Genomic DNA, 18,330 nt, shown 5'->3' with positions numbered 1-18,330 from the left:
TCCGGCGCGGTCCGGTACGGCGGGCAGGATACGACGATCGGCCGCGGATACCAAGTCCCTCCCGCTCGGCATCGTGCGCGCGAAGACTGGTGGCCTCTTTGAGAGGAAGCAGCCGCCATGAACGACGAAGCCGAGCTCGACACCAGCGCACCCGATCCGGAAGACGAGCGCAAGCCCGACACTCCGCGCGAGGTGACGAAGCGTTCGTGGGGGTACGTCGCACGCAAGACCATGCGCGAGTTCATCGCGGACGAGTGCCCCGACCGGGCAGGCTCCCTCACCTACTACGGCATCCTGGCGTTGTTCCCGGGCCTGCTCGCCCTGGCCTCGCTGCTTGCGATCGTCGGACAGGGCGAGCGAGCGATCGACGCCGTGTTCCGGGTGCTCGAGCCGCTGGCCCCGGCCGACGTGCTGGACACGGTGCGGGAGCCGCTCGAGCAGTTCAGCTCGTCTCCGGCGGCCGGCTTGGGCTTCGTCACGGGGCTCGTGATCGCGATCTGGTCCGCCTCCGGGTACGTCGGCGCCTTCAGCCGTGCGATGAACCGCATCTACGAGATCCCCGAGGGGCGACCGTTCTGGAAGCTCCGCCCGATGCAGCTGCTGGTCACGGTCGTCGCGCTGGTGTTGATCGTGCTCATCGCGGTCATCCTCGTGGTCTCGGGTCCGGTGACGGATGCCGTCGGCGCAGCGCTGGGGCTCGGAGAGGCGGTTCAGATCGTCTGGTCGATCGTGAAGTGGCCCGTGCTCGCCGTGGCGGTCGTGCTCATCATCGCCGTGCTCTACTACGCCACACCGAACGCCAAGCAGCCGAAGTTCCGGTGGATCAGCCTCGGCGCGGTCCTCGCCATCGTCGTGCTGGTCATCCTCTCGGCGGGCTTCGCGCTCTACGTTGCGAACTTCTCCAACTACGACCGCACGTACGGGTCGTTCGCGGGCGTCATCGTGTTCCTCCTGTGGTTGTGGCTCGCGAACTGCGCGCTGCTGCTGGGCGCGGAGTTCGACGCCGAGCTGGAGCGCGGTCGTCAGCTCCAGGCCGGCATCGAAGCCGAGGAGGACATCAAGCTGCCGCCTCGCGACACGCGCAAGGCCGAGAAGGCCGAGGAGCAGGAACGCAAGGATGTCGAACTCGGTCGCCGCATCCGCCTCGAGCACCAGGACGACGACCACGGGGACGATCGTGGTGAGGAGGACCCTACCGACGAGCGAAGCTCGGATGAGCGCTCGGCTCGTCGATGAGCGCTGCGCGCAGGCGCCGGCCCCTCGGCATCCGCTCGATGTCGCCCGCGCGTATACCCTCCCGCTTCGTCGAGATCAAGAGGCTGCCGAGCAGGGTGCCGCGGGGTGATCCTTGACGGGTGATGACGATCGTGTATGCCGGTGAGGAGATGACGACCGGCGATGAGATTGCCCAGGCGCTGCTCAAGTACAGTGCGGCGCTCGCTGAGCGGGGCTCCGCCTCGACGGTCGAGATCCCCACCCTGAGCGACGATGGAACGCGTTCGACGGCGACCGTGCTGGTCGGGCCTGCCAGCCAGATCGTGGCGAGGCCCGTGGAGTCCTCCTTCGAAGAGCTCCGTGATCCCCGAGTGGTGGAGCACCTCACGGCGCTCACCACCGAACTCAGGCCCGGCCCGAGCGTTCAGTCGGCCATGTCGGGCGACGTTCCCGATTGGGTCGAGGACCTCTGACGCCTGCCGTCACCAGCCGCTGCGGGTCGGCGTGTGGCCCTCGCGGGCGTCATCCGGCATGGCCATCTCCGCCCGCAGGCCGAGCAGCCGGATCGGCCGCTCGGGCTCGATCCGCCCGACCAGCTCGAAGATGCGCGCCATGACGAGCTCGCGGTCGAACGTCTCGGCCACCTTCTTCGTGAAGGTCTTCGTGATGAACGGCGCGTAGCGCACCTTCAGCGCGAGACCGACGACCGGCCGACCCTCGGCCGCGACGTCGTCGAGCACCTGGACGGCGAGCTCCCGCACGGCCTCCTCCACCTGAGCCGCCTCGGTGAGGTCCTGCTGGTACGTCGTCTCGCGGCTGTGGCCGCGGGCGACCCAGGGCGTGTCGTCGACGACACGCGCGCCCTCGCCGCGACCGAGCAGGATGTACCACGGACCCATCCGCGGGCCGAACTCCGCCATCAGTCCCTCGGGCGCGGCGGTGGCCAGCTCGGCGACGGTGGTGATGCCCAGGGCCGCCAGGCGACGTGAGATCTTCGTGCCGACGCCCCACAGGTCGATGGTCGGCCGGTCGCCCATCACCGCGAACCAGTTCTCGGCGGTGAGCCGGTACATCCCGCGGGGCTTCCCGAACCCGGTGGCGACCTTCGCGCGCACCAGCGTGTCGCCGATGCCGACGCTGCAGTGCAGCCGGGTCCGGTCGAGCACGGCCGCCTGCAGGCGTGCGGCATACGCCTCGGGGTCATCGGTCTGCACGCCGACGAACGCCTCGTCCCAGCCGAGCACCTGCACGGTGGCTCCGGGCTGCGCGCGGAGCGTGGCCATGACCCGCTCGGATGCCGCGGTGTACGCCTCGGCGTCGACCGGCAGGATCACCGCGTCGGGCGCCTTGCGCGCGGCGATCCGCAGCGGCATCCCCGAGCCGACGCCGAACTCGCGTGCCTCGTAGGACGCGGTCGACACGACCGCCCGTTCGGTCGGGTCGCCGCGGCCCCCCACGATCACCGGCTTGCCCGCGAGCTCCGGATGCCGCAGCACCTCGACGGCCGCGACGAACTGGTCGAGGTCGACGTGCAGCACCCACGAACCGCCGCGTTCGCTCATGCCACCCAGTCTGCCGTCAGCGGACGGCGCCCCGCTCACGAGCCCGGCGTGCCCCAGAACTCGCCGACCAGCCCGACGCTCGCGAAGTAGGCCGCCGCCTCGCGCGGCTCGCGGCGGCGGTAGCCGGGATCGAGGCGTCCGGCGTACCAGTCCGAGGCGAGCCGCCAGAGGGTCGCGAGGTCGAAGACGGCGCCGCGCTCGTGGCCGGTGCGGTCGAGCCACTGGTCGACGCACACCGTGCTGCAGAAGATGCGCTGGTGCTCGCAGGCATGCACGACGTCGTCCCAGACATGCGCCATCGGCGTGAGGAAGTGGGCGACCTGGTCTCCGGCGGGCGGCCCGGCCGTCGTCACGGTCCACGCGTGCGGGGTGCCGCACGCGGGGCACGTCGTGGCGACGAGCACCTCGGGTTGCGTCGCCACCAGGTGCGGGATGGCGAAGGCGTCCCATGCGCACCCGCCCCACCACAGGGTGCGGTCGCCCATCACGGAGAAGCCGAAGTTGCGCGTCGCGAACGGGTGGGCCAGCACGAGCGCGCCGTCGGCGTCGGGCACCAGGTGGCGAGCGGCGACGAGGCGTTCGACGCTCGCGTCGATCACGTCGCGATCCACGCCGAACGCCGTCGCCAGGTCGTCGGTCGACGGTGGTCGCCCGACCTCCGCGAGCTCGCGATAGATCGCCAGCCGCACCTCGTCGTCGCTCGTCATCATCTCGACCTCCTGGACTCTCCGTCGATCGCACGTCTAGCGCGGATTCGGCCCCCTCGACAAGGGGTTGCGGCGAACTCCCCGCTCATGGTTTTCTTGGGCACCCCCAACACGAAGGAGCACGTATGAGTTTCCTCGCATTTCTCATCCTCGGCCTGATCGCCGGCGCCATCGCCAAGCTGATCCTCCCCGGCAAGCAGGGCGGCGGCTGGTTCGTGACGCTGCTGCTCGGCGTCGTCGGAGCGCTGCTCGGCGGCTGGCTCGGCAGCCTGATCCTCGGCCGACCGCTGACCGAGTTCTGGGATCTCGGCACGTGGCTGCTCGCGATCGGCGGGTCGATCATCGTGCTGCTGATCTGGGGCCTCATCACGCGGAACCGCAGCCGCACGACCTGATCCGAAATGCTCGAACGAGCGGATGACGCGAACTCGCGTCATCCGCTCGTTCGCGTTCCGGGCGGTGCTAGCGTGGGGCTCGGGCCCGCGAGCGGAGGGAGTCGCCGGTGTTCGAACCGTTGATCGCCCTCCTCCGCCACGCGCAGGCCGCCCTCGAGCTCGCGGTCGCCTCCGACGCGCTGCTCGGCGTGCTGCTCATCGGCGCGATCGGGGCCGCCGCCCTCACGCTCGTCGTCACGGCGTGGCGCGCGGTCCCCGCGCTCGTCGCCGCCGATCCGAGCGGCGCCGCCACCCGGCTCCGGCAGACCGCCGACCCCGGTCGGCTCCTCGCGCAGAGCGACCCCGACGCGGCCGGGCGCCCGCGTCCGAGGGCGCCGGGGCGCGGCATCCCGGCCGCATAGCGACCCGACGCCTTCGAGCCCGCCCCACCGCTCCATGCGACGAGCGCGCGCCGACCGACGGTTCGCCCGCGCGGCCAGACGGATCCCGCATCCCTCGACCGCAAGGACACCCCCATGGACCTCTCCGCCTTCCCGCCCATCGCCGCACTCCTCGACGGCGCCCATGCCCTGCTCATGGGCGTCGCCGCCCTGCTCGAGCCACTCGTCGGCGCCGGGAGCGCCGCGGCCGCCGTCGTGCTCGTCACGCTGCTCGTGCGCGCCGCGCTCATCCCGGTCGGCGTCTCGCAGGCGAAGGCCGAACGCACCCGTGCGCGACTCGCCCCGAGGATCGCCGACCTCCGCCGGCGCCATGCGAACGACCCCGAGCGACTCCAGCGCGAGCTGCTCGGCCTGTACTCCGCCGAGGGCACGTCGCCGATGGCCGGGTGCCTGCCACTGCTCATCCAGGCGCCGATCGTCGGGGCGATCTACGCCCTCTTCATCCTGCCGACCATCGCCGGCCACCCGAACGCGCTGCTGGAGCAGCAGCTCGCGGGCGTGCCGCTGGGTTCGAGCCTCGCCGGGTCGATCGCCTCGGGCAGCCTCGAACCGGGAGCTCTCGTCGTCTTCGCGATCGTCATCGGGTCGATCGCGCTGGTCGGCGAGCTGACGCGCCGCGCCTTCCGTCGGCAGCCGGTCGCGGGCGCGGCATCCGAGCCCACCGATCCCGCAGCACCCGCCGCCGTGCTCGGCTCCGCGGGCATGCTGCGCGCCATCGGGGTCCTGCAGTTCCTCACGGCCGTGATCGCCGTCTTCGTGCCGCTCGCCGCAGCGCTCTACCTCCTCGTCACCGTCGCGTGGACGCTGGGCCAGCGCCTGGTGCTGCGACGGGCGTATCCGCCGATCGCGCCGCCGCTGCCCGCCTGACCGGCCGGGCGACCTGCGTCAGGCGTCGGCGAGCTCGACGAAGCGGCGCAGGATCCCCTGCGGCTCGGTGACGGACGCCGCGGCGAGCCGGTCGCTCACCGCGCGGAGCTCGCCGGCGGGGAAGTACCCGTGGTTCCGGTACACCTGCGCGCGCGCCACGAAGTCGGCGGCCGACACCTCGGGATGGAACTGCGTGGCGTACACGCGACGACCGACCCGGTACACCTGCACGGGGCATCCGCTCGACGACGCGAGCAGCACCGCGTCGTCGGGCAGCCGCTCGGTGGCCTCCTTGTGCCCGACGAGCGCCTCGAACCGCGGCGGGAGCACACCCATGAGCGGGTCGGCGGCCCCGTCGGGCGTCAGCGTGATCTGCACGGCCGACGCCGCCTCGCCGTGCCGGGTGCCGACGACACCGCCGATGACGCGCGTGAGCACCCCGATGCCGTAGCACGTGAAGAGGAGCGGATGGTCGCGCTCGAGTGCGGCCACCGCGAGCCGGGCGAGGTCGGCCTCGACGCGTCGCTGCACCCGGTGCTTCGAGGCCTCGGGCGTCGTCACGTTGTAAGGGCTGCCGCCGACCACGACGCCCGCGTACGACTCGATACTGAAGTCGCGGGGGAGCGCTTCGACGTCGAGCCGTGCGTGCTCGAGCCGGCCGGCGTCGATCCCCATGGCGCGACGCACCGACTCGTACTCGGGTCCGACCGCCTCGACCTCGGGCCTGGCCGAGAGGAAGAGGTACGGCCTCATCGCCCGCGTCCCCCGCGCTTGCGAACCGCGCGACCGGTACGAGCGGATGCCCCGCGGCGGCCCTTCGACGCGCCGCCCGACTTCGAGGCGCCGCCCATGCCGCCCTTTCCGCCCGTTCCCCCCTTGCTGCCCTTCGCCGACGAGCCGCTGCCCTTCGCGGCCTTCGCGCCCGCGGCGCCCTTCGTCGTCGGCGACGTCTCGTCCGCCTCGTCGAGCTCGCCGCGCGAGCTGCGAGCGGTTCGCCCGCGCACGACACCGACGAACTCCTGGATGTCCGCGTCGTCGCGCTCGACGCGCCAGACGAGCGCGATGCGCGTCGGGGCGGCATCCGTCACCGGCACGGCGACCACGTCGCGTCGGTGGTGCAGCCGTGCGACGCCCTGCGGCACGATCGCGTGGCCCGTGCCCGCGGCGACGAGCTCGATGGTCATGGCCGCGTCGTGCTGCGGCGGCGCGAGCGGGTCCGCCGCGAGGTCGTCGAGCGTCAGCGCCTCCGCGTCGGCGAACGGATGGTCCTTCGAGAGCACGGCCACCGCGGCTTCCTCCCAGAGCTCGATCGCGTGCAGCCCCTCCGCCTCCACCGGAAGGCGCACGAACGCGACATCCGCGTCGCCGGCGAGCAGGTCGACGAGCTGGTCGTCCTGCTCGACGCGGCTCGACTCGAGGGGCAGGTCGGGCCTGCGGTCCGCCCAGACGCGCAGCCACTTCGCGGGGCTCACCCCGGCGACATAGCGGAGCCTCAGCGTCACAGCGCCCCCGTTCCATGTGCGGCCGCTCCCGGCCTTCCCACAGCCTAGCGACGAGCACCGCCGCGACCGGTGGGCGGATGTCGCGCGACGGGCTACGGTGTGAGGGTGAGCCAGTCCCAGTCGATGAAACCCGAGACCGCCGCGAAGAAGCTCGGGATCCTGCTCGAGTCCGCGCCCGAGGACTTTCGCGAGGGCGTCGTCACGCGCGACGAGCTGAACGCGCTGCTGGCCGACCCGCCCGAGTGGCTGCAGGTGCTGCGCCGCGAGGGCCCGCACCCGCGCACCGTCGTGGCCGCGAAGCTCGGCATCTCGAACTCCGGCCTCGCGCGCGGCGGGATCACCGAGCCCCTCACCACCGCCGAGATCAAGGCCCTGCTCGTGGCGCCGCCCCAGTGGCTCGTGCAGGAGCGGGCCACCCAGGCGGCCGTGCGCGCCGAGAAGATCCGGGTCGCGGAGCGCGATGCGGAACGGACCGCGCGCCAGGCCGGCGGCGGCGGGGGCGGCGCGGGCGTCTAGCACCGCGGCGCGGATCGACAGGCGACACGACGCGACACCGCGCAGGGCCACGACCGGCGCGACGTTCGCCCGGCGCGGTCAGGCCGCCGGAGCGAACCTGGCGCGGATGTACGCGGCGACGTCGGCGAGCTCCCGGTCGGACACCGAGTGCCCGACGCCCTCGTAGATCCGCTCGTCCAGGGTGGCGTGCGCGGGGAGCCACGCCTGGGTGCGGGCGACGGATGACGTGGGGATGACGCCGTCGGCGGTGCCACGGCCCCAGAACACATGCGGCGCGAGCTGCGACATCCGATCGTCGCCCGCTCGTTCGCCGGGCAGTGCGAACCCGGCGAGGCTCACGGCGAAGGCGAACCGGTCGGGGGCCCGGCGCAGCAGCTCCAGGGCCATCGCCCCGCCCTGCGAGAATCCGAGGAGACCGATCGGCCCCGCGTCGGGGGCCGCGCGGTCGAGCCAGGCGAGGATGGCGTCGGTGGCCGCATCCGCCGCCGCGACCGACAGGTCGGCACCCTCTGCGAGCAGCGGGAACCATGCATGGCCGTAGCCGGTGTCGAGCGGCGCGCGCAGCGACGCGATCGCCGGCTCCAGCGGGAGGTACGGCGCCAGTCCGAACAGGTCGCCCTCGTTCGAGTTGTACCCGTGCAGGAGCAGCAGCAGCGGTCGCCCCTCGCGGTCGGCGGCTGAGGCCGACCAGAGCACCGCCTCGTCGTCGACGTGCACCTCGGGCATGGGTCCTCCGCTCCGGGCGATGGATGCCGCAGGTCGGCCGGATGCCGCACGCCCGTGTTCGAGCGTACCCGCCGGGTCCGCGCCGGTTCCCGCCCGGCCATGGGCGCACGGGAGCCGGTGGGGCAGAATCGAGGCATGAGCGTGCGAACCCCGGACCCGGACTGGAATCCCGACGACGAGCCCGCCGTGCGACCTCCGGCGAACCCGGGCTGGCTCACCGATCTCGAGCTCGCCGAGGTGCGCGGCCGCCTGCCGCTGCTCTACGTGGAGGCCGTGCCCGTGCGCGTCGACGGGCTGGGCCAGGTCACCGAGGTCGGCGTGCTCCTGCGCGCGAACGCCGTCGGCGAGATGACCCGCACGCTCGTCTCGGGTCGGGTGATGTACGGCGAGACCCTCCGCGACGCACTGTTCCGGCACCTCGAGAAGGACCTCGGCCCGATGGCGTTCCCGCTGCTGCCCGCCAGCCCGGTGCCGTTCACGGTGGCCGAGTACTTCCCCATGCCGGGCATCTCGCCGTTCAGCGACGAACGTCAGCACGCGGTCTCGCTCGCCTACGTCGTGCCGGTCACCGGAACGTGCGAGCCTCGTCAGGACGCCCTCGAGGTGACGTGGATGACCCCCGTCGAGGCGGTCTCCGAGGGGGTCGCCGCCGAGATGGAGGGCGGACGCGGCGTGCTGCTGCGGCAGGCGCTGGCGTCGGTGGGCGCGCTCCGCTAGTCGCTCGTCGCGGGCGGCAGCTCGACCACGTCCCCGAGCCCGAGCGTGTCGAGGAACAGTCGCGCGAGGCGCTCGGCGTCGACCTCGAGGGCGACCTCGACGTTCGCCCACTCGTCGGCGATGCCGTGCACCATGTCCTCCCCGGCGAACGTGCGCAGGTCGACGAGCGTCTGCCCGCGGCCGTAGCCCGCGAGCTCGACGCGCACCGGCCGCACCTCGGCGCGGAGCGCGTTCGGGTCCACGATCGAGCAGACCGCACCGGCATCGCCGATCAGGCCGGTGTACTCGGCTCGCTCGTCCTCGGAGAGCGCGACGCGATGACCGAGGAGGGCCCCGACGACGCGCCCGACCGGATTGTCGCCGCGCCCGAGCGCCACCGCGACGTCATGCGGGACGGCGACGCGGTTGAACACGTCGAGGCCGTACATGTAGGTCGGCACGTTCGCGTCGAGCACGATCGCCGCGGCCTCGGGGTCGTGCCAGACGTTGAACTCGGCGACGGCGGTGGCATTGCCCACGCTCGCCGAACCGCCCATGAACACGATGCGCTCGAGGCGGCCGGCGACCTCGGGGTAGGTGCGCAGCAGCAGTGCGAGGTTCGTCTGGGGCGCGAGGGCGACCAGCGTCACCGGCGTCTCGTGCTCGAGGATCAGGCGGCGCATCAGCTCCACGGCCCCGACCGGCTCGGGGCGTCGTGACGTCGGCGGGAGGGCGATCCCGCCGAGCCCGTCGGCGCCGTGCACGTGCCGGGCCGCGCGTGCCGGCTCGAGCAGGGGTCGCACGGCGCCTGCGGCGACGGGGATCCCCGGGGCATCGGCGACGTCGAGGATGCGCAGCGTGTTCTCGACGACCTGGGCGAGCGCGGCATTGCCCGCCACGCACGAGATGCCGAGCACGTCGATCCCGGGATGCCGCACCGCGAACAGGATGGCGAGGGCGTCGTCGACACCCGTGTCGACGTCGAGGATGACGGGAACGCTCATCGGATCACCGTAGCGCGAGCGCTCAGGCGCTTCACGAGAAGTCGCGATTGCCGCGGAACCGGCCCTCGGGGTCGACGGTGGCCTTCACGTTCGCGGCGCGAGCCACGTCGGACTCGGCGTACGCGCCGCTGTAGCCCGCCCCGGGCGCGAGGAAGGTGCAGAACGTGCGATCCGATGCGCGGATGCCGAGCGCGGCCTGCAGTGCGGCGAACCCCTGCCGCGCCGCCTCCTCGCCGCCGGCGACCCCCATCGCGTGCCCGCTCACCACGTGCGCCTCGCGGACGGCGCCCGCGATGCCCGGGCGGGCGGGCGGTGCGGCGAGCGCGCCGCCGAGCACGCGGAACCCGAATCCCATCACCGGCTGCCCCTCGGGCGACTGCCAGGCGGCGACCAGCCGGTCGACGGCATCGCCGTCGAGGTCGGCGAGCACCGACCAGCCGAAGCCCGGAGAGGGATCGGTGGGTTCCTCCGCGATGGCGCCGAGATCCTCGACCCGCACCGGTCCGATCGTGTCGGCGAGCACCGTACCGGCCGCCCGCACCCGATCGATCGCGGCGCGTGCCTCGTCGGAGGCGCCGAGCTCGGCGAACTCGGCGGTCACGATGGTCTGCCCGCGCAGCTCGGGTGGCGCCTGCGGCACGTCGGGGATGCGCAGGGCGCCCGCGTGCAGGGCGAGCGCCTCGGGGGCGTCGCGACCCGCGTCGATGACCGCACGGAAGACCGCCGCGGCATCCGTCGGCGCGAAGACGAGGCGACCACCCGTGATCACCGGAGCAGGATGCAGGTCGATCTCGATCGCCGTGACGACGCCGAACGCGCCGCCCGCGCCGCGCGACGCCCACAGCAGCTCGGGTTCGTCGGCATCGCGGAGCCAGCGGTGGCGTCCGTCGGCCGTGAGGAGCTCGACCGCCCGCAGCGAGCTCGACGCGAGGCCGTGCGCTCGCGAGAACCAGGAGTTGCCGCCGCCGAGCGTGAACGCCGTGGCGTTCACGACCACGCTCGATCCGGGCATCGCCACGAGCCCGGTGCCCGCGAGCGCGTCGAGCACCCGACCCCACCGCACACCCGCGCCGACGCGCGCGACCCGGGCCCCCTCGTCGATCTCCACCGTGTCGAAGGCCGCCGTGCGCACGAGCACCGTGCCGTCGACGTTGCCGGATGCCCCGTGGCCGCTCGGCTGCACGGCGAGCTGCAGCCCGTCGGCGCGTGCCGCGAGGAGCAGCGCCCGCAGCTCCTCCACGTCGGCCGGCGCCGCGACGGCCGCCGGATGCTGGTCGATCGCGAGGTTCCACGGCGACCGCACCTCGTCCCAGCGGGGGTCGCCCGGAAGCACGAGCCGCTCGCCGAAGTCGGTGGCGAGCGCCTCGAGGGCGGGGTGCGCGGCGGCGTCGGTCATCGGAGGTCCTCCCGTGGCATCCGTCGGCGAAGCTCGCCGACCCGCATCACGCTAGCGACGACGTCCGACGACCGGAACCCCCGTGCCCGACCGCGACTCAGCGCACCAGGCGGACCTCGTGGATCTCCTCGCCGAGGAACGGCACGTGCTGGTCGGCGCCGTCGGCGATGAAGCCGTTGCGGGCGTAGAAGCGGTGCGCGCGCGGGTTGTCGGACGCGACCCAGAGGTACACGGGCTCCTCGCCGACCGCGGCGTCGAAGAGCTTCTGCCCGATGCCGGTGCCGTGGTACGCGTCGAGGAGGTAGATGAAGTAGAGCTCGCGCTCGCGGGGCGGGTTCTCGTCGCGCGCGGGGCCCGAGCCGACGAAGCCGACGATCTCGCCGTCGACGAGTGCGGCGAACTGCTGGTACTCCTCGCCCCGTTCGGCGTAGTGGTTCCACAGCTCGGCCATGCGGCGCGGGGAGAGGTGCTCGAATGCGGCTGCGCTGATCAGGTGGTCGTAGGTCTCGTGCCAGCAGGTGGCGTGGACACGGCCCAGCGCCTCCACGTCGGAATCACGGATGGGACGGACGACGACCTCGGCAACAACATCGGTGCTCATGCCCAGAGACTAAGCCAGCCGCGACGCGACGCGAAATCGGGGGACACCCGGCGTCGGCGCCCGCCGGCATCGGGCCCGGCCGCCGTCGAACACGCCACGGGGAGGCCGAAGGCCCCGTCGACCATCGGTCGGCGGGGCCTTCGGGATGCGGCGCGGGCGTCAGCCCTGGGCGCGCCGGTTCGTGCGGTTGCTGCGCGACGGGGACACGAGGCTCCCGACGCGGAGCGGCTGCTTCGCGCCGTGGGCGGATGCCCCGCGCTGCGCGCCCGTCGTCTGGGCGCCGCGGCTGTGGCCCGCGCCCTGCTTCGGGGCGTGCGCCTTCGTCTCGGCGGCGCGGCCCGACCGGTCGCGGCGCGGCGTCGCGGGGGCGACATCCGCCTGGCCGGCGCTGCGGCCGCGGCCACGACCCTGACCCTGGCGGGCCTCGCCGCCGCGGCCGCCGACCTGCTGGCCGTCGCGGGCCGCGCGCTTGCGCTGTGCGTTCGCGCCCTGCGAGCGGCCGCCGCCCTGCGCCTGCTGCTCGCGCGGGGCGGGCCTGACGAACGGCGCGACATCGCCGACGAGCGTGGTCACGGCGGGCGACGAGGCCGTCACGCGCTGCGGCGTCACCGTGATCGCGGCCTTGCGCAGGAGCGTCTTCAGGTCCTGCTTCTGGGCGGGCAGGCACACGGTGACGACGTCGCCCTCGCTGCCGGCGCGGGCGGTGCGGCCCGAGCGGTGCAGGTACGCCTTGTGCTCCATGGGCGGATCGACGTGGATCACGAGCTCGACGTCGTCGACGTGCACGCCGCGCGCCGCGACATCCGTGGCGACGAGGACCTTGACCGAGCCGTCGCCGAACGCAGCGAGGTTGCGGTCGCGCTGCGGCTGCGACAGGTTGCCGTGCAGGTCGACCGAGGGGATGCCCTGCTCGGTGAGCTTCTTCGCAAGCTTCTTCGCGTGGTGCTTGGTGCGCATGAAGAGGATGCGGCGGCCGGTGCCCGACGCGAGCGCCTTCACCAGGTCGTTCTTCGCGTCGACGTCGTCGACCTCGAACACGTGGTGGGTCATCGCGGCGACGTGCGAGGTGGCCTCGTCGACCGAGTGCAGCACCTCGTTCTGCAGGAAGCGCCGGACGAGCTTGTCCACGCCGTTGTCGAGCGTGGCGGAGAACAGGAGGCGCTGGCCGCCCTGCGGGGTCTTGTCCATGATGCGCGTGACGACGGGGAGGAACCCGAGGTCGGCCATGTGGTCGGCCTCGTCGAGCACGGTGATCTCGATCGCGTCGAGGGTCACGTGGCCCTGCTTCATGAGGTCCTCGAGGCGGCCGGGGCAGGCGACGACGATGTCGACGCCGGCGCGGAGCGCGTCGACCTGGCGCTTCTGGTTGATGCCGCCGAAGATCGTGGTGGTCGTCATGCCGTAGGCGGCGGCGAGCGGTGCGAGCACCGCGTCGATCTGGGTGGCGAGTTCGCGCGTCGGCGCGAGCACGAGTCCGAGCGGACGGCCGGGGCGACGCGTGCCGCCGGCGAGCGACCCGCCGAGGCGCGCGGCCATGGGGATCGAGAAGGCGAGGGTCTTGCCCGAGCCGGTCTTGCCGCGGCCGAGCACGTCGCGGCCCGCGAGCGTGTCGGGGAGGGTGTCGACCTGGATCGGGAACGGGGAGGTCTTGCCGTCGGCGGCGAGGGCCGCGACGAGCGGGGCGGGCACGCCGAGCGTGCTGAAGGTGGTGTCGGTCACTGGTGCCTTTCGGGCAGAGGACCACCGCTGGTCGAGGCGCCGCTGAGCGGCGGGGATCGGGACCCGGCGATGGGAATGGCGAAGGCGCCGGTCGGCGCATCCGTTCGCCGTATGAGATTCATCGGGCGCCCTCTGGAAGAGGCCCTGCCCGGAAGCGTTTCTACGACGCAGGCGGCGCGTTCATCGCGCTCGCCGTGTGCCACTCTAGCGGATGCCGCTGCGTGCACCCTGTACGCACCCGCTCAGCGCGGCATGCGCTCGCCGACGGGGATCTCCTCGGGCAGGGTGTTCCCCGGCTGCGCGAGCGGGCACGACCACGACGGGTCGTAGGCGCACGAGGGGTTGTAGGCGAAGTTGAAGTCGATGACGAGGCTGTCGCCGTCGGACCCTGGACCGAGGTCGGCGCCCTTCACGGTGTCGAGCAGGTAGCGCCCGCCGCCGTACGTGCCGCCGGGCACTCCCGCGAGCCCGTCCTTCACGGGCACGAACAGCCCGCCGCCGTAGGACGTGAGCCGCCACACGTCGAGCGTGCCGAGGTAGGGGACGCGCACCGAGCCGACGAGCGAGAACGGGATGGCCCCGTCGGTGGCGCTGTCGACGACGATCCGATGCGGCTCCTCGGCACGTCGGACCTCGAGCTCGAATCGCCAGTCGGGGTCGTACCGCGGCACCGTGAGCCCCGTGAAGCCGGCCCGGTCGTCGGGCAGCAGCGGCGACTGCGGATGCCCCGCGAAGAGCTCGTCGCGCCCCGACTTCCACAGCTCGTGGCCCGACGCGGGGTCCCGCACGCTCAGCTGGCGGACGCCCGCGTAGAGCCCGAACACGCGACGGCGCCAGTCCGCGAGCTGAAGGGAGCCGATGGAGTCGCTCATGCGGCGGCTCCGGCGCCCGCGATTCCGGCGGTCGCGTCCGCGTCCGCGGTGCCGGGCGGGTCGTACGACCACCCCGGCGCGAGCTGGCGCAGTCGCATGCCGCGCCACTGCCAGAAGGCCCACGTCGGGTACCACGCCACGAGGTCGAGCGCCCCGGCGCTCGCGATCAGCTGGTCGCGGTAGAGCGTGCGCCCGTCGGGCAGCGCCGAGACCGCCATGCGATGGTCCCAGCGATCGAAGACGGCGAGCGGCCCGGTGAGCGCGCCGCCGCCGTCGCGGAGCATGCGAACGCCCGTGGGCAGGCCGCCCGGATAGCTCACGTCGACGAGCTCCTCGCCCGCGGGGAACCGCCGGAACGCCAGTGCCCGCACGCGGTGGCGTCCCTCGGGCCACGTGGTGGGCAGGCCCCCGTCCTCCAGGGAGGAGAAGTCGAGCCACGGCGCCACCACCTCGCGCAGCACGGCGGGGCTGCGCAGCGCGCGCCACGCGGCATCCGGCGTGCACTCGAGCGTGAGTTTCAGCAGCACTCGCATGAGCCGAGAGTAGGACGCACGGATGCCGCTTGCCAACGAACCCCGGCGGATTCACGGGGACGGCACGGCGCCCGCGGCGCCGCCCGGGACGCCCGCCGGGAGCCGAGGACACCCCCAGCCGGGTCGCACCGGCAGGTCCTAGACTCCGCTCATGCCCGACGGACTCTGGTGGTTGCCCTCCCTCCTCGTCTTCGGCGCCGCGGCCGCGGCCCTCGTCGGCGGAGTGCTCGGGTTCCGCCGGCTCGGCACCAAGCGCGAACGCGCCGCCCTCGACGACGGACGGGCGCTCGAGGTGCGGGCCAAGGGCCTGATCGTGCAGGCCGACACCGCCGTGCGCGAGGCCGACCGCGAGGTGGCGTTCGCCGAGGCGCAGTTCGGCGCGGCCACGGCCCGTGACGTGCGCGATGCGCTCGCGACCGCGCGGGCCCGGCTGCGGGAGGCGTTCCTCCTGCAGCAGCGGCTCGACGACGCGCACGTCGCCACCGCGGCGGAGCGACGCAACTGGAGCTCGCGCATCGTGGACCTCTGCGAGTCCGCGCTGCACGCGATCGGCGAAGCGGATGCCGCGCTCGCCGCCCGCCGACGGGCCGAACGCGGTGCCGGGGCCGACCTCCCCGCGCTCCGGGAGGACGCCGAGCGACTCGCCAGCCGGCGTGCCGGCGCCTCGGCGGCCCTCGACCGGCTCGGCACGCGGTTCGCGACCTCGGCACTCGGCACCGCGCACGCGGCATCCGCACGGGTGGACTCGGCACTGGCCGAGGCGACCGCCGCCCTCGACGACGCCGAGCGCCGACTGGCGCGTTCGGAGCCCGCGGCCGACGTGGTCGCGGTCGTCGCCGACCGCCTCGACCGGGCCTCGCGCGACCTCGCCGACCTCGAGGGCGTGGAGCTCGAGCTCGCCGCGGCGCAGTCGGATGCCGTCGGGGAGGCCGCCTCGCTCGACGCCGAGCTCGCCGCCGCCCGCGCCGAGCGGGATGAGCAGGACGACGCCGACTCGGCGGCGGCCCTCGGCGCCGCGATCGGCGCCGCGTCGGCCGTGATCGCCGCCAGGGCGGAGGTCGCCGGCGACCCGTTCGCCGAGCGCGACCGCCTGAGGGCCGCGCGCGACCGCCTGGAGGTGGCGCGGGCGGCCGCCCGCAACGCGCAGGGACGGCTCGACGGAGCACGCGGGGCGCTGGGCGGCGCCATCGCGATCGCCGAGAGACAGGCGCGGGTCGCCCGCGCGGCGATCGAGCGCGGCGGACCCAGGGTCGGCGCCGACGCGCGCACGCGCCTGGCCGAGGCGGAACGGCAGCTCGTGATCGCGCGGCAGGAGCCCGACCCGGTGGCGGCGCTCGACGCCGCACGGCGCGCGACGTCCCGCGCCAGCGATGCCGAGGCCCTCGCCGCGTTCGACACGATGGGCGGACCACGGTAGTCGTCGCGCTTCGTCATGTTCCCGGGCCCGCGATCCACGGTGCCGGCCGCCGGCGTTAGCCTGTCGCGGTGAGCGATTCGAGTGCGCCCTTCGGCCAGGCGAAGTACCAGGTCCGGTTCGACTGGGGTGCCGCCGGCGCAGAGCGCATCCTGCCGGGCGCCCACGTGGCGGTGGTCGTCGACGTGCTGTCGTTCACCACCGCGGTCGTGGCCGCGGCCGAGCGAGGCGTGCCCGTGGCGCCGTGGCCGGCCGGCGATGCGGCCGGCGCGGCGGCCCTCGCCCGACGGCTCGGCGGTGTCGTGGCCGGACGCCGGGGCGAACCGGGGCCCTCGCTGTCACCGACGAGCTTCGCCGGCGCGGAGGCGTTCGATGAGCTCGACGGGCCGGTGGTGATCCCGTCGCCGAACGGCGGCGCGATCGCCGCGGGACTGGCCGAGCGCGGCCTCGTCGTGCTCGCGGGAGCGCTGCGCAACCGCACCGCGGTCGCGGAGTGGATCCTCGCCCTGCAGTCGGAGCGCGGCGAGCGCACCATCGTGGCGATCGTCGCGGCGGGCGAGCGCGTGACATCCGCCTCGGAGGCGATCCGGTTCGCGATCGAGGACCAGCTGGCCGCCGGTGCGATCGTCGATGCCCTGGTCGGACTCGGCATCGACCACACGTCGCCCGAGGCTGCCGTCGCGTGCGCCGCCTTCGAGGGGCTGCGCCACGCGACCACGCACCTCATCGGGGCCTCGGGCAGCGCGGTCGAGCTCGTCGAGGGAGGCTTCCGCGGCGACGTGCGGTTCGCGAGCGAGCGCGACGCGTCGCGCGTGGTGCCGGAGCTGCGCGACGGCGTCTTCCGGGCCTGACCCGCGGGGGCGCGGGGGCTGCGGTCGGTCAGGCCGCCCGCTCCGCCTTCCGGGCGCGGTGCGCACGCACCTTGGCGCGGTTGCCGCAGCGCTGCATCGAGCACCACCGGCGCGTGGCCGCGCGCGAGGTGTCGAGGTAGACCATGGCGCAGTCGGCGCCGTTGCATTCGCGGATGCGGCCGGTGTTCGCCGGATCGAAGAGGTCGACGGCGTCTCGCGCGATCGTCGACAGTGCCTGTCCGACGGTCTGCACCGAGCGGCCGGCCTGCCGCGAACCGCCGATGAGCGCCGGGGGGATGTCGGGCGTGGCGGCATAGAGGTTGACGAGGTCGATGTCGGCCGAGCGCGCGGGCTCACCGTGGGCCGAGGCCACGGCCATGCGCCAGATCGCGTCGCGCAGGGCGATCGCGTCGAAGAGGTCGCGCGAGCGGGCGGCGCCGACCGCGACGGGGAACCGCTCGTGGAGCCATGCGGTGAGGTCGTCGGGGGCGTGGAACCCCTCGCGGGCGGCGTCGCCGCCGAGCGTGCCGGTGTAGGCGAAGTCGAGGGCGAACGAGCCCGAGTCGAACCACCAGCGCGTGCCCTCGGCTGAGACGAGCCACTGCCCGACGGGGATGGACACGGTGGAGACGGGCATGACACCATCCTAGGCGGTTACGGATGCCGCCTCCGCACGACCCGTTCGGCGCATGCGTCGGACGGCATGCGCTCGGCCGCCCGGCCGCTCGCGGCGGATCAGCCGGCGGACGCGCTCGCGGCCCGCCGCCGCACCGCCGTCGTGATCTCGCGATGACGCCAGACGATGAGGTTCGCCCGATCGAATCCGCGACGGCAGAGTCCGCAGCTCAGTGGGCGCTGGGGTTCACGGTAGCGGAAATGCTCGTGGCCCGCGGGGCATCGTCCGACCCAGGGTGCCAGCTCGTGCGCGACCTCGCCGTCGTGGGTGCGGCGACCGACGTAGCCGAGGTCGGCCGCGATCGTCGCCCACTTGGGTCCGTGGCCCGCTCGGGGGCCCGCCACGGCATGGGCGACCTCGTGCAGCAGGATCTGGTGGATCTCGTCGTCGTCGTAGCGGGCGGCGAGGTAGCGGGACACCGAGATGTGCCTCGCCGTGTAGTTGCAGAGGCCCGCGCGCTTCTTCGCGTTGTCGAAGCCGAAGCTCCACGTCTCGGGATCCAGGTGCAGCACGATGAGCGCCTCGGCCCACCGCCGCACCCGATCGAGATCCGCCATGGGATGAGAATAGACCCGCCGACGCGCCGGGGGGAGGAGGCGCTGGCCCCCGAACGGGGATCGTTCCGCGGCGCGGATCCG

Annotated in this window: 22 protein-coding genes; 9 read left to right on the top strand and 13 right to left on the bottom strand. The window is 73.7% G+C overall.

Annotated features, from left to right (window positions below; all coding sequences use genetic code 11):
• Positions 1-117 precede the first annotated feature (117 nt).
• On the top strand, positions 118-1,236 hold the full coding sequence (locus tag EV187_RS13385) for a YihY/virulence factor BrkB family protein (RefSeq protein ID WP_130353563.1): 1,119 nt from the start codon (positions 118-120) through the stop codon (positions 1,234-1,236).
• A 119-nt stretch (positions 1,237-1,355) separates the two neighbouring features.
• Entirely contained in the window at positions 1,356-1,688 is a 333-nt protein-coding gene (locus EV187_RS13380; protein WP_130353562.1) for a hypothetical protein, read from the top strand.
• Between the two features lie 9 nt (positions 1,689-1,697).
• On the opposite strand, the gene EV187_RS13375 is transcribed toward EV187_RS13380, so the two are convergent.
• Positions 1,698-2,777 carry a DNA polymerase IV gene (locus EV187_RS13375; protein ID WP_207221840.1) on the bottom strand — a complete coding sequence of 360 codons (1,080 nt, stop codon included), beginning with the start codon at positions 2,775-2,777 and terminating at the stop codon, positions 1,698-1,700.
• Positions 2,778-2,812: 35 nt separating this feature from the next.
• Entirely contained in the window at positions 2,813-3,487 is a 675-nt protein-coding gene (merB, locus tag EV187_RS13370; protein ID WP_130353561.1) for an organomercurial lyase, read from the bottom strand.
• Positions 3,488-3,609: 122 nt separating this feature from the next.
• Here merB and EV187_RS13365 point away from each other — a divergent pair, with 122 nt between their 5' ends.
• The 3 genes from EV187_RS13365 to EV187_RS13355 all read left to right on the top strand — a co-directional run bounded on the left by EV187_RS13365 (position 3,610) and on the right by EV187_RS13355 (position 5,186).
• On the top strand, positions 3,610-3,879 hold the full coding sequence (locus EV187_RS13365) for a GlsB/YeaQ/YmgE family stress response membrane protein (RefSeq protein ID WP_130353560.1): 270 nt from the start codon (positions 3,610-3,612) through the stop codon (positions 3,877-3,879).
• Between the two features lie 107 nt (positions 3,880-3,986).
• Positions 3,987-4,280, top strand: a complete 294-nt coding sequence (locus EV187_RS13360) for a DUF6412 domain-containing protein (RefSeq protein ID WP_207221839.1) — start codon at positions 3,987-3,989, stop codon at positions 4,278-4,280.
• A 114-nt stretch (positions 4,281-4,394) separates the two neighbouring features.
• Positions 4,395-5,186 carry a YidC/Oxa1 family membrane protein insertase gene (locus tag EV187_RS13355; RefSeq protein ID WP_130353559.1) on the top strand — a complete coding sequence of 264 codons (792 nt, stop codon included), beginning with the start codon at positions 4,395-4,397 and terminating at the stop codon, positions 5,184-5,186.
• An 18-nt stretch (positions 5,187-5,204) separates the two neighbouring features.
• Here the strand turns inward: EV187_RS13355 and EV187_RS13350 are convergent, their stop codons facing one another.
• Both EV187_RS13350 and EV187_RS13345 read right to left on the bottom strand, forming a co-directional pair.
• Positions 5,205-5,939: a glutamine amidotransferase gene (locus EV187_RS13350; RefSeq protein ID WP_130353558.1), complete on the bottom strand. Its 735-nt coding sequence runs from the start codon at positions 5,937-5,939 to the stop codon at positions 5,205-5,207.
• Positions 5,936-6,688 (bottom strand): LysR family substrate-binding domain-containing protein, encoded by a 753-nt coding sequence (locus tag EV187_RS13345; protein WP_165391188.1) that lies wholly within the window; start codon positions 6,686-6,688, stop codon positions 5,936-5,938. Before EV187_RS13345 ends, EV187_RS13350 begins: the two co-directional genes overlap by 4 nt.
• Positions 6,689-6,811: 123 nt before the next feature.
• Between EV187_RS13345 and EV187_RS13340 the strand changes: the two genes are divergently transcribed.
• Positions 6,812-7,204, top strand: a complete 393-nt coding sequence (locus EV187_RS13340) for a DUF5997 family protein (RefSeq protein WP_130353556.1) — start codon at positions 6,812-6,814, stop codon at positions 7,202-7,204.
• A 78-nt stretch (positions 7,205-7,282) separates the two neighbouring features.
• On the opposite strand, the gene EV187_RS13335 is transcribed toward EV187_RS13340, so the two are convergent.
• On the bottom strand, positions 7,283-7,930 hold the full coding sequence (locus tag EV187_RS13335) for an alpha/beta hydrolase (protein WP_130353555.1): 648 nt from the start codon (positions 7,928-7,930) through the stop codon (positions 7,283-7,285).
• A gap of 135 nt (positions 7,931-8,065) precedes the next feature.
• Between EV187_RS13335 and EV187_RS13330 the strand changes: the two genes are divergently transcribed.
• Positions 8,066-8,647 (top strand): NUDIX hydrolase family protein, encoded by a 582-nt coding sequence (locus EV187_RS13330; protein ID WP_130353554.1) that lies wholly within the window; start codon positions 8,066-8,068, stop codon positions 8,645-8,647.
• On the opposite strand, the gene EV187_RS13325 is transcribed toward EV187_RS13330, so the two are convergent.
• The 6 genes from EV187_RS13325 to EV187_RS13300 all read right to left on the bottom strand — a co-directional run bounded on the left by EV187_RS13325 (position 8,644) and on the right by EV187_RS13300 (position 14,751).
• Positions 8,644-9,630, bottom strand: a complete 987-nt coding sequence (locus EV187_RS13325; protein ID WP_130353553.1) for a nucleoside hydrolase — start codon at positions 9,628-9,630, stop codon at positions 8,644-8,646. The genes EV187_RS13330 and EV187_RS13325 overlap by 4 nt on opposite strands.
• A gap of 31 nt (positions 9,631-9,661) precedes the next feature.
• Positions 9,662-11,026, bottom strand: a complete 1,365-nt coding sequence (locus tag EV187_RS13320; protein ID WP_130353552.1) for an FAD-binding oxidoreductase — start codon at positions 11,024-11,026, stop codon at positions 9,662-9,664.
• 97 nt (positions 11,027-11,123) lie between these two features.
• The gene (locus tag EV187_RS13315; protein ID WP_130353551.1) at positions 11,124-11,627 is read right to left on the bottom strand and encodes a GNAT family N-acetyltransferase; all 504 of its coding nucleotides are present in this window, start codon (positions 11,625-11,627) and stop codon (positions 11,124-11,126) included.
• A 159-nt stretch (positions 11,628-11,786) separates the two neighbouring features.
• Complete coding sequence (locus EV187_RS13310) at positions 11,787-13,346, bottom strand: DEAD/DEAH box helicase (protein WP_130353550.1); 1,560 nt, start codon at positions 13,344-13,346, stop codon at positions 11,787-11,789.
• A gap of 242 nt (positions 13,347-13,588) precedes the next feature.
• Complete coding sequence (locus tag EV187_RS13305) at positions 13,589-14,218, bottom strand: DUF1684 domain-containing protein (protein ID WP_130353549.1); 630 nt, start codon at positions 14,216-14,218, stop codon at positions 13,589-13,591.
• Positions 14,215-14,751, bottom strand: a complete 537-nt coding sequence (locus EV187_RS13300; RefSeq protein WP_130353548.1) for a hypothetical protein — start codon at positions 14,749-14,751, stop codon at positions 14,215-14,217. The genes EV187_RS13305 and EV187_RS13300 overlap by 4 nt, the downstream gene beginning before the upstream one ends.
• A gap of 151 nt (positions 14,752-14,902) precedes the next feature.
• Here EV187_RS13300 and EV187_RS13295 point away from each other — a divergent pair, with 151 nt between their 5' ends.
• Both EV187_RS13295 and EV187_RS13290 read left to right on the top strand, forming a co-directional pair.
• Positions 14,903-16,168 (top strand): hypothetical protein, encoded by a 1,266-nt coding sequence (locus EV187_RS13295; RefSeq protein ID WP_130353547.1) that lies wholly within the window; start codon positions 14,903-14,905, stop codon positions 16,166-16,168.
• 68 nt (positions 16,169-16,236) lie between these two features.
• Positions 16,237-17,016, top strand: a complete 780-nt coding sequence (locus EV187_RS13290) for a 2-phosphosulfolactate phosphatase (protein WP_130353546.1) — start codon at positions 16,237-16,239, stop codon at positions 17,014-17,016.
• 28 nt (positions 17,017-17,044) lie between these two features.
• Here the strand turns inward: EV187_RS13290 and EV187_RS13285 are convergent, their stop codons facing one another.
• Positions 17,045-17,653, bottom strand: a complete 609-nt coding sequence (locus tag EV187_RS13285; RefSeq protein ID WP_130353545.1) for a CGNR zinc finger domain-containing protein — start codon at positions 17,651-17,653, stop codon at positions 17,045-17,047.
• 98 nt (positions 17,654-17,751) lie between these two features.
• Positions 17,752-18,249 (bottom strand): SprT-like domain-containing protein, encoded by a 498-nt coding sequence (locus EV187_RS13280; RefSeq protein ID WP_130353544.1) that lies wholly within the window; start codon positions 18,247-18,249, stop codon positions 17,752-17,754.
• Positions 18,250-18,330 lie beyond the last annotated feature (81 nt).

Source organism: Agromyces ramosus (assembly GCF_004216665.1).
GTDB lineage: Bacteria > Actinomycetota > Actinomycetes > Actinomycetales > Microbacteriaceae > Agromyces > Agromyces ramosus.
Note: the sequence above shows the minus strand (reverse complement) of the source record. Positions and strands in the feature narration are given on the sequence as shown.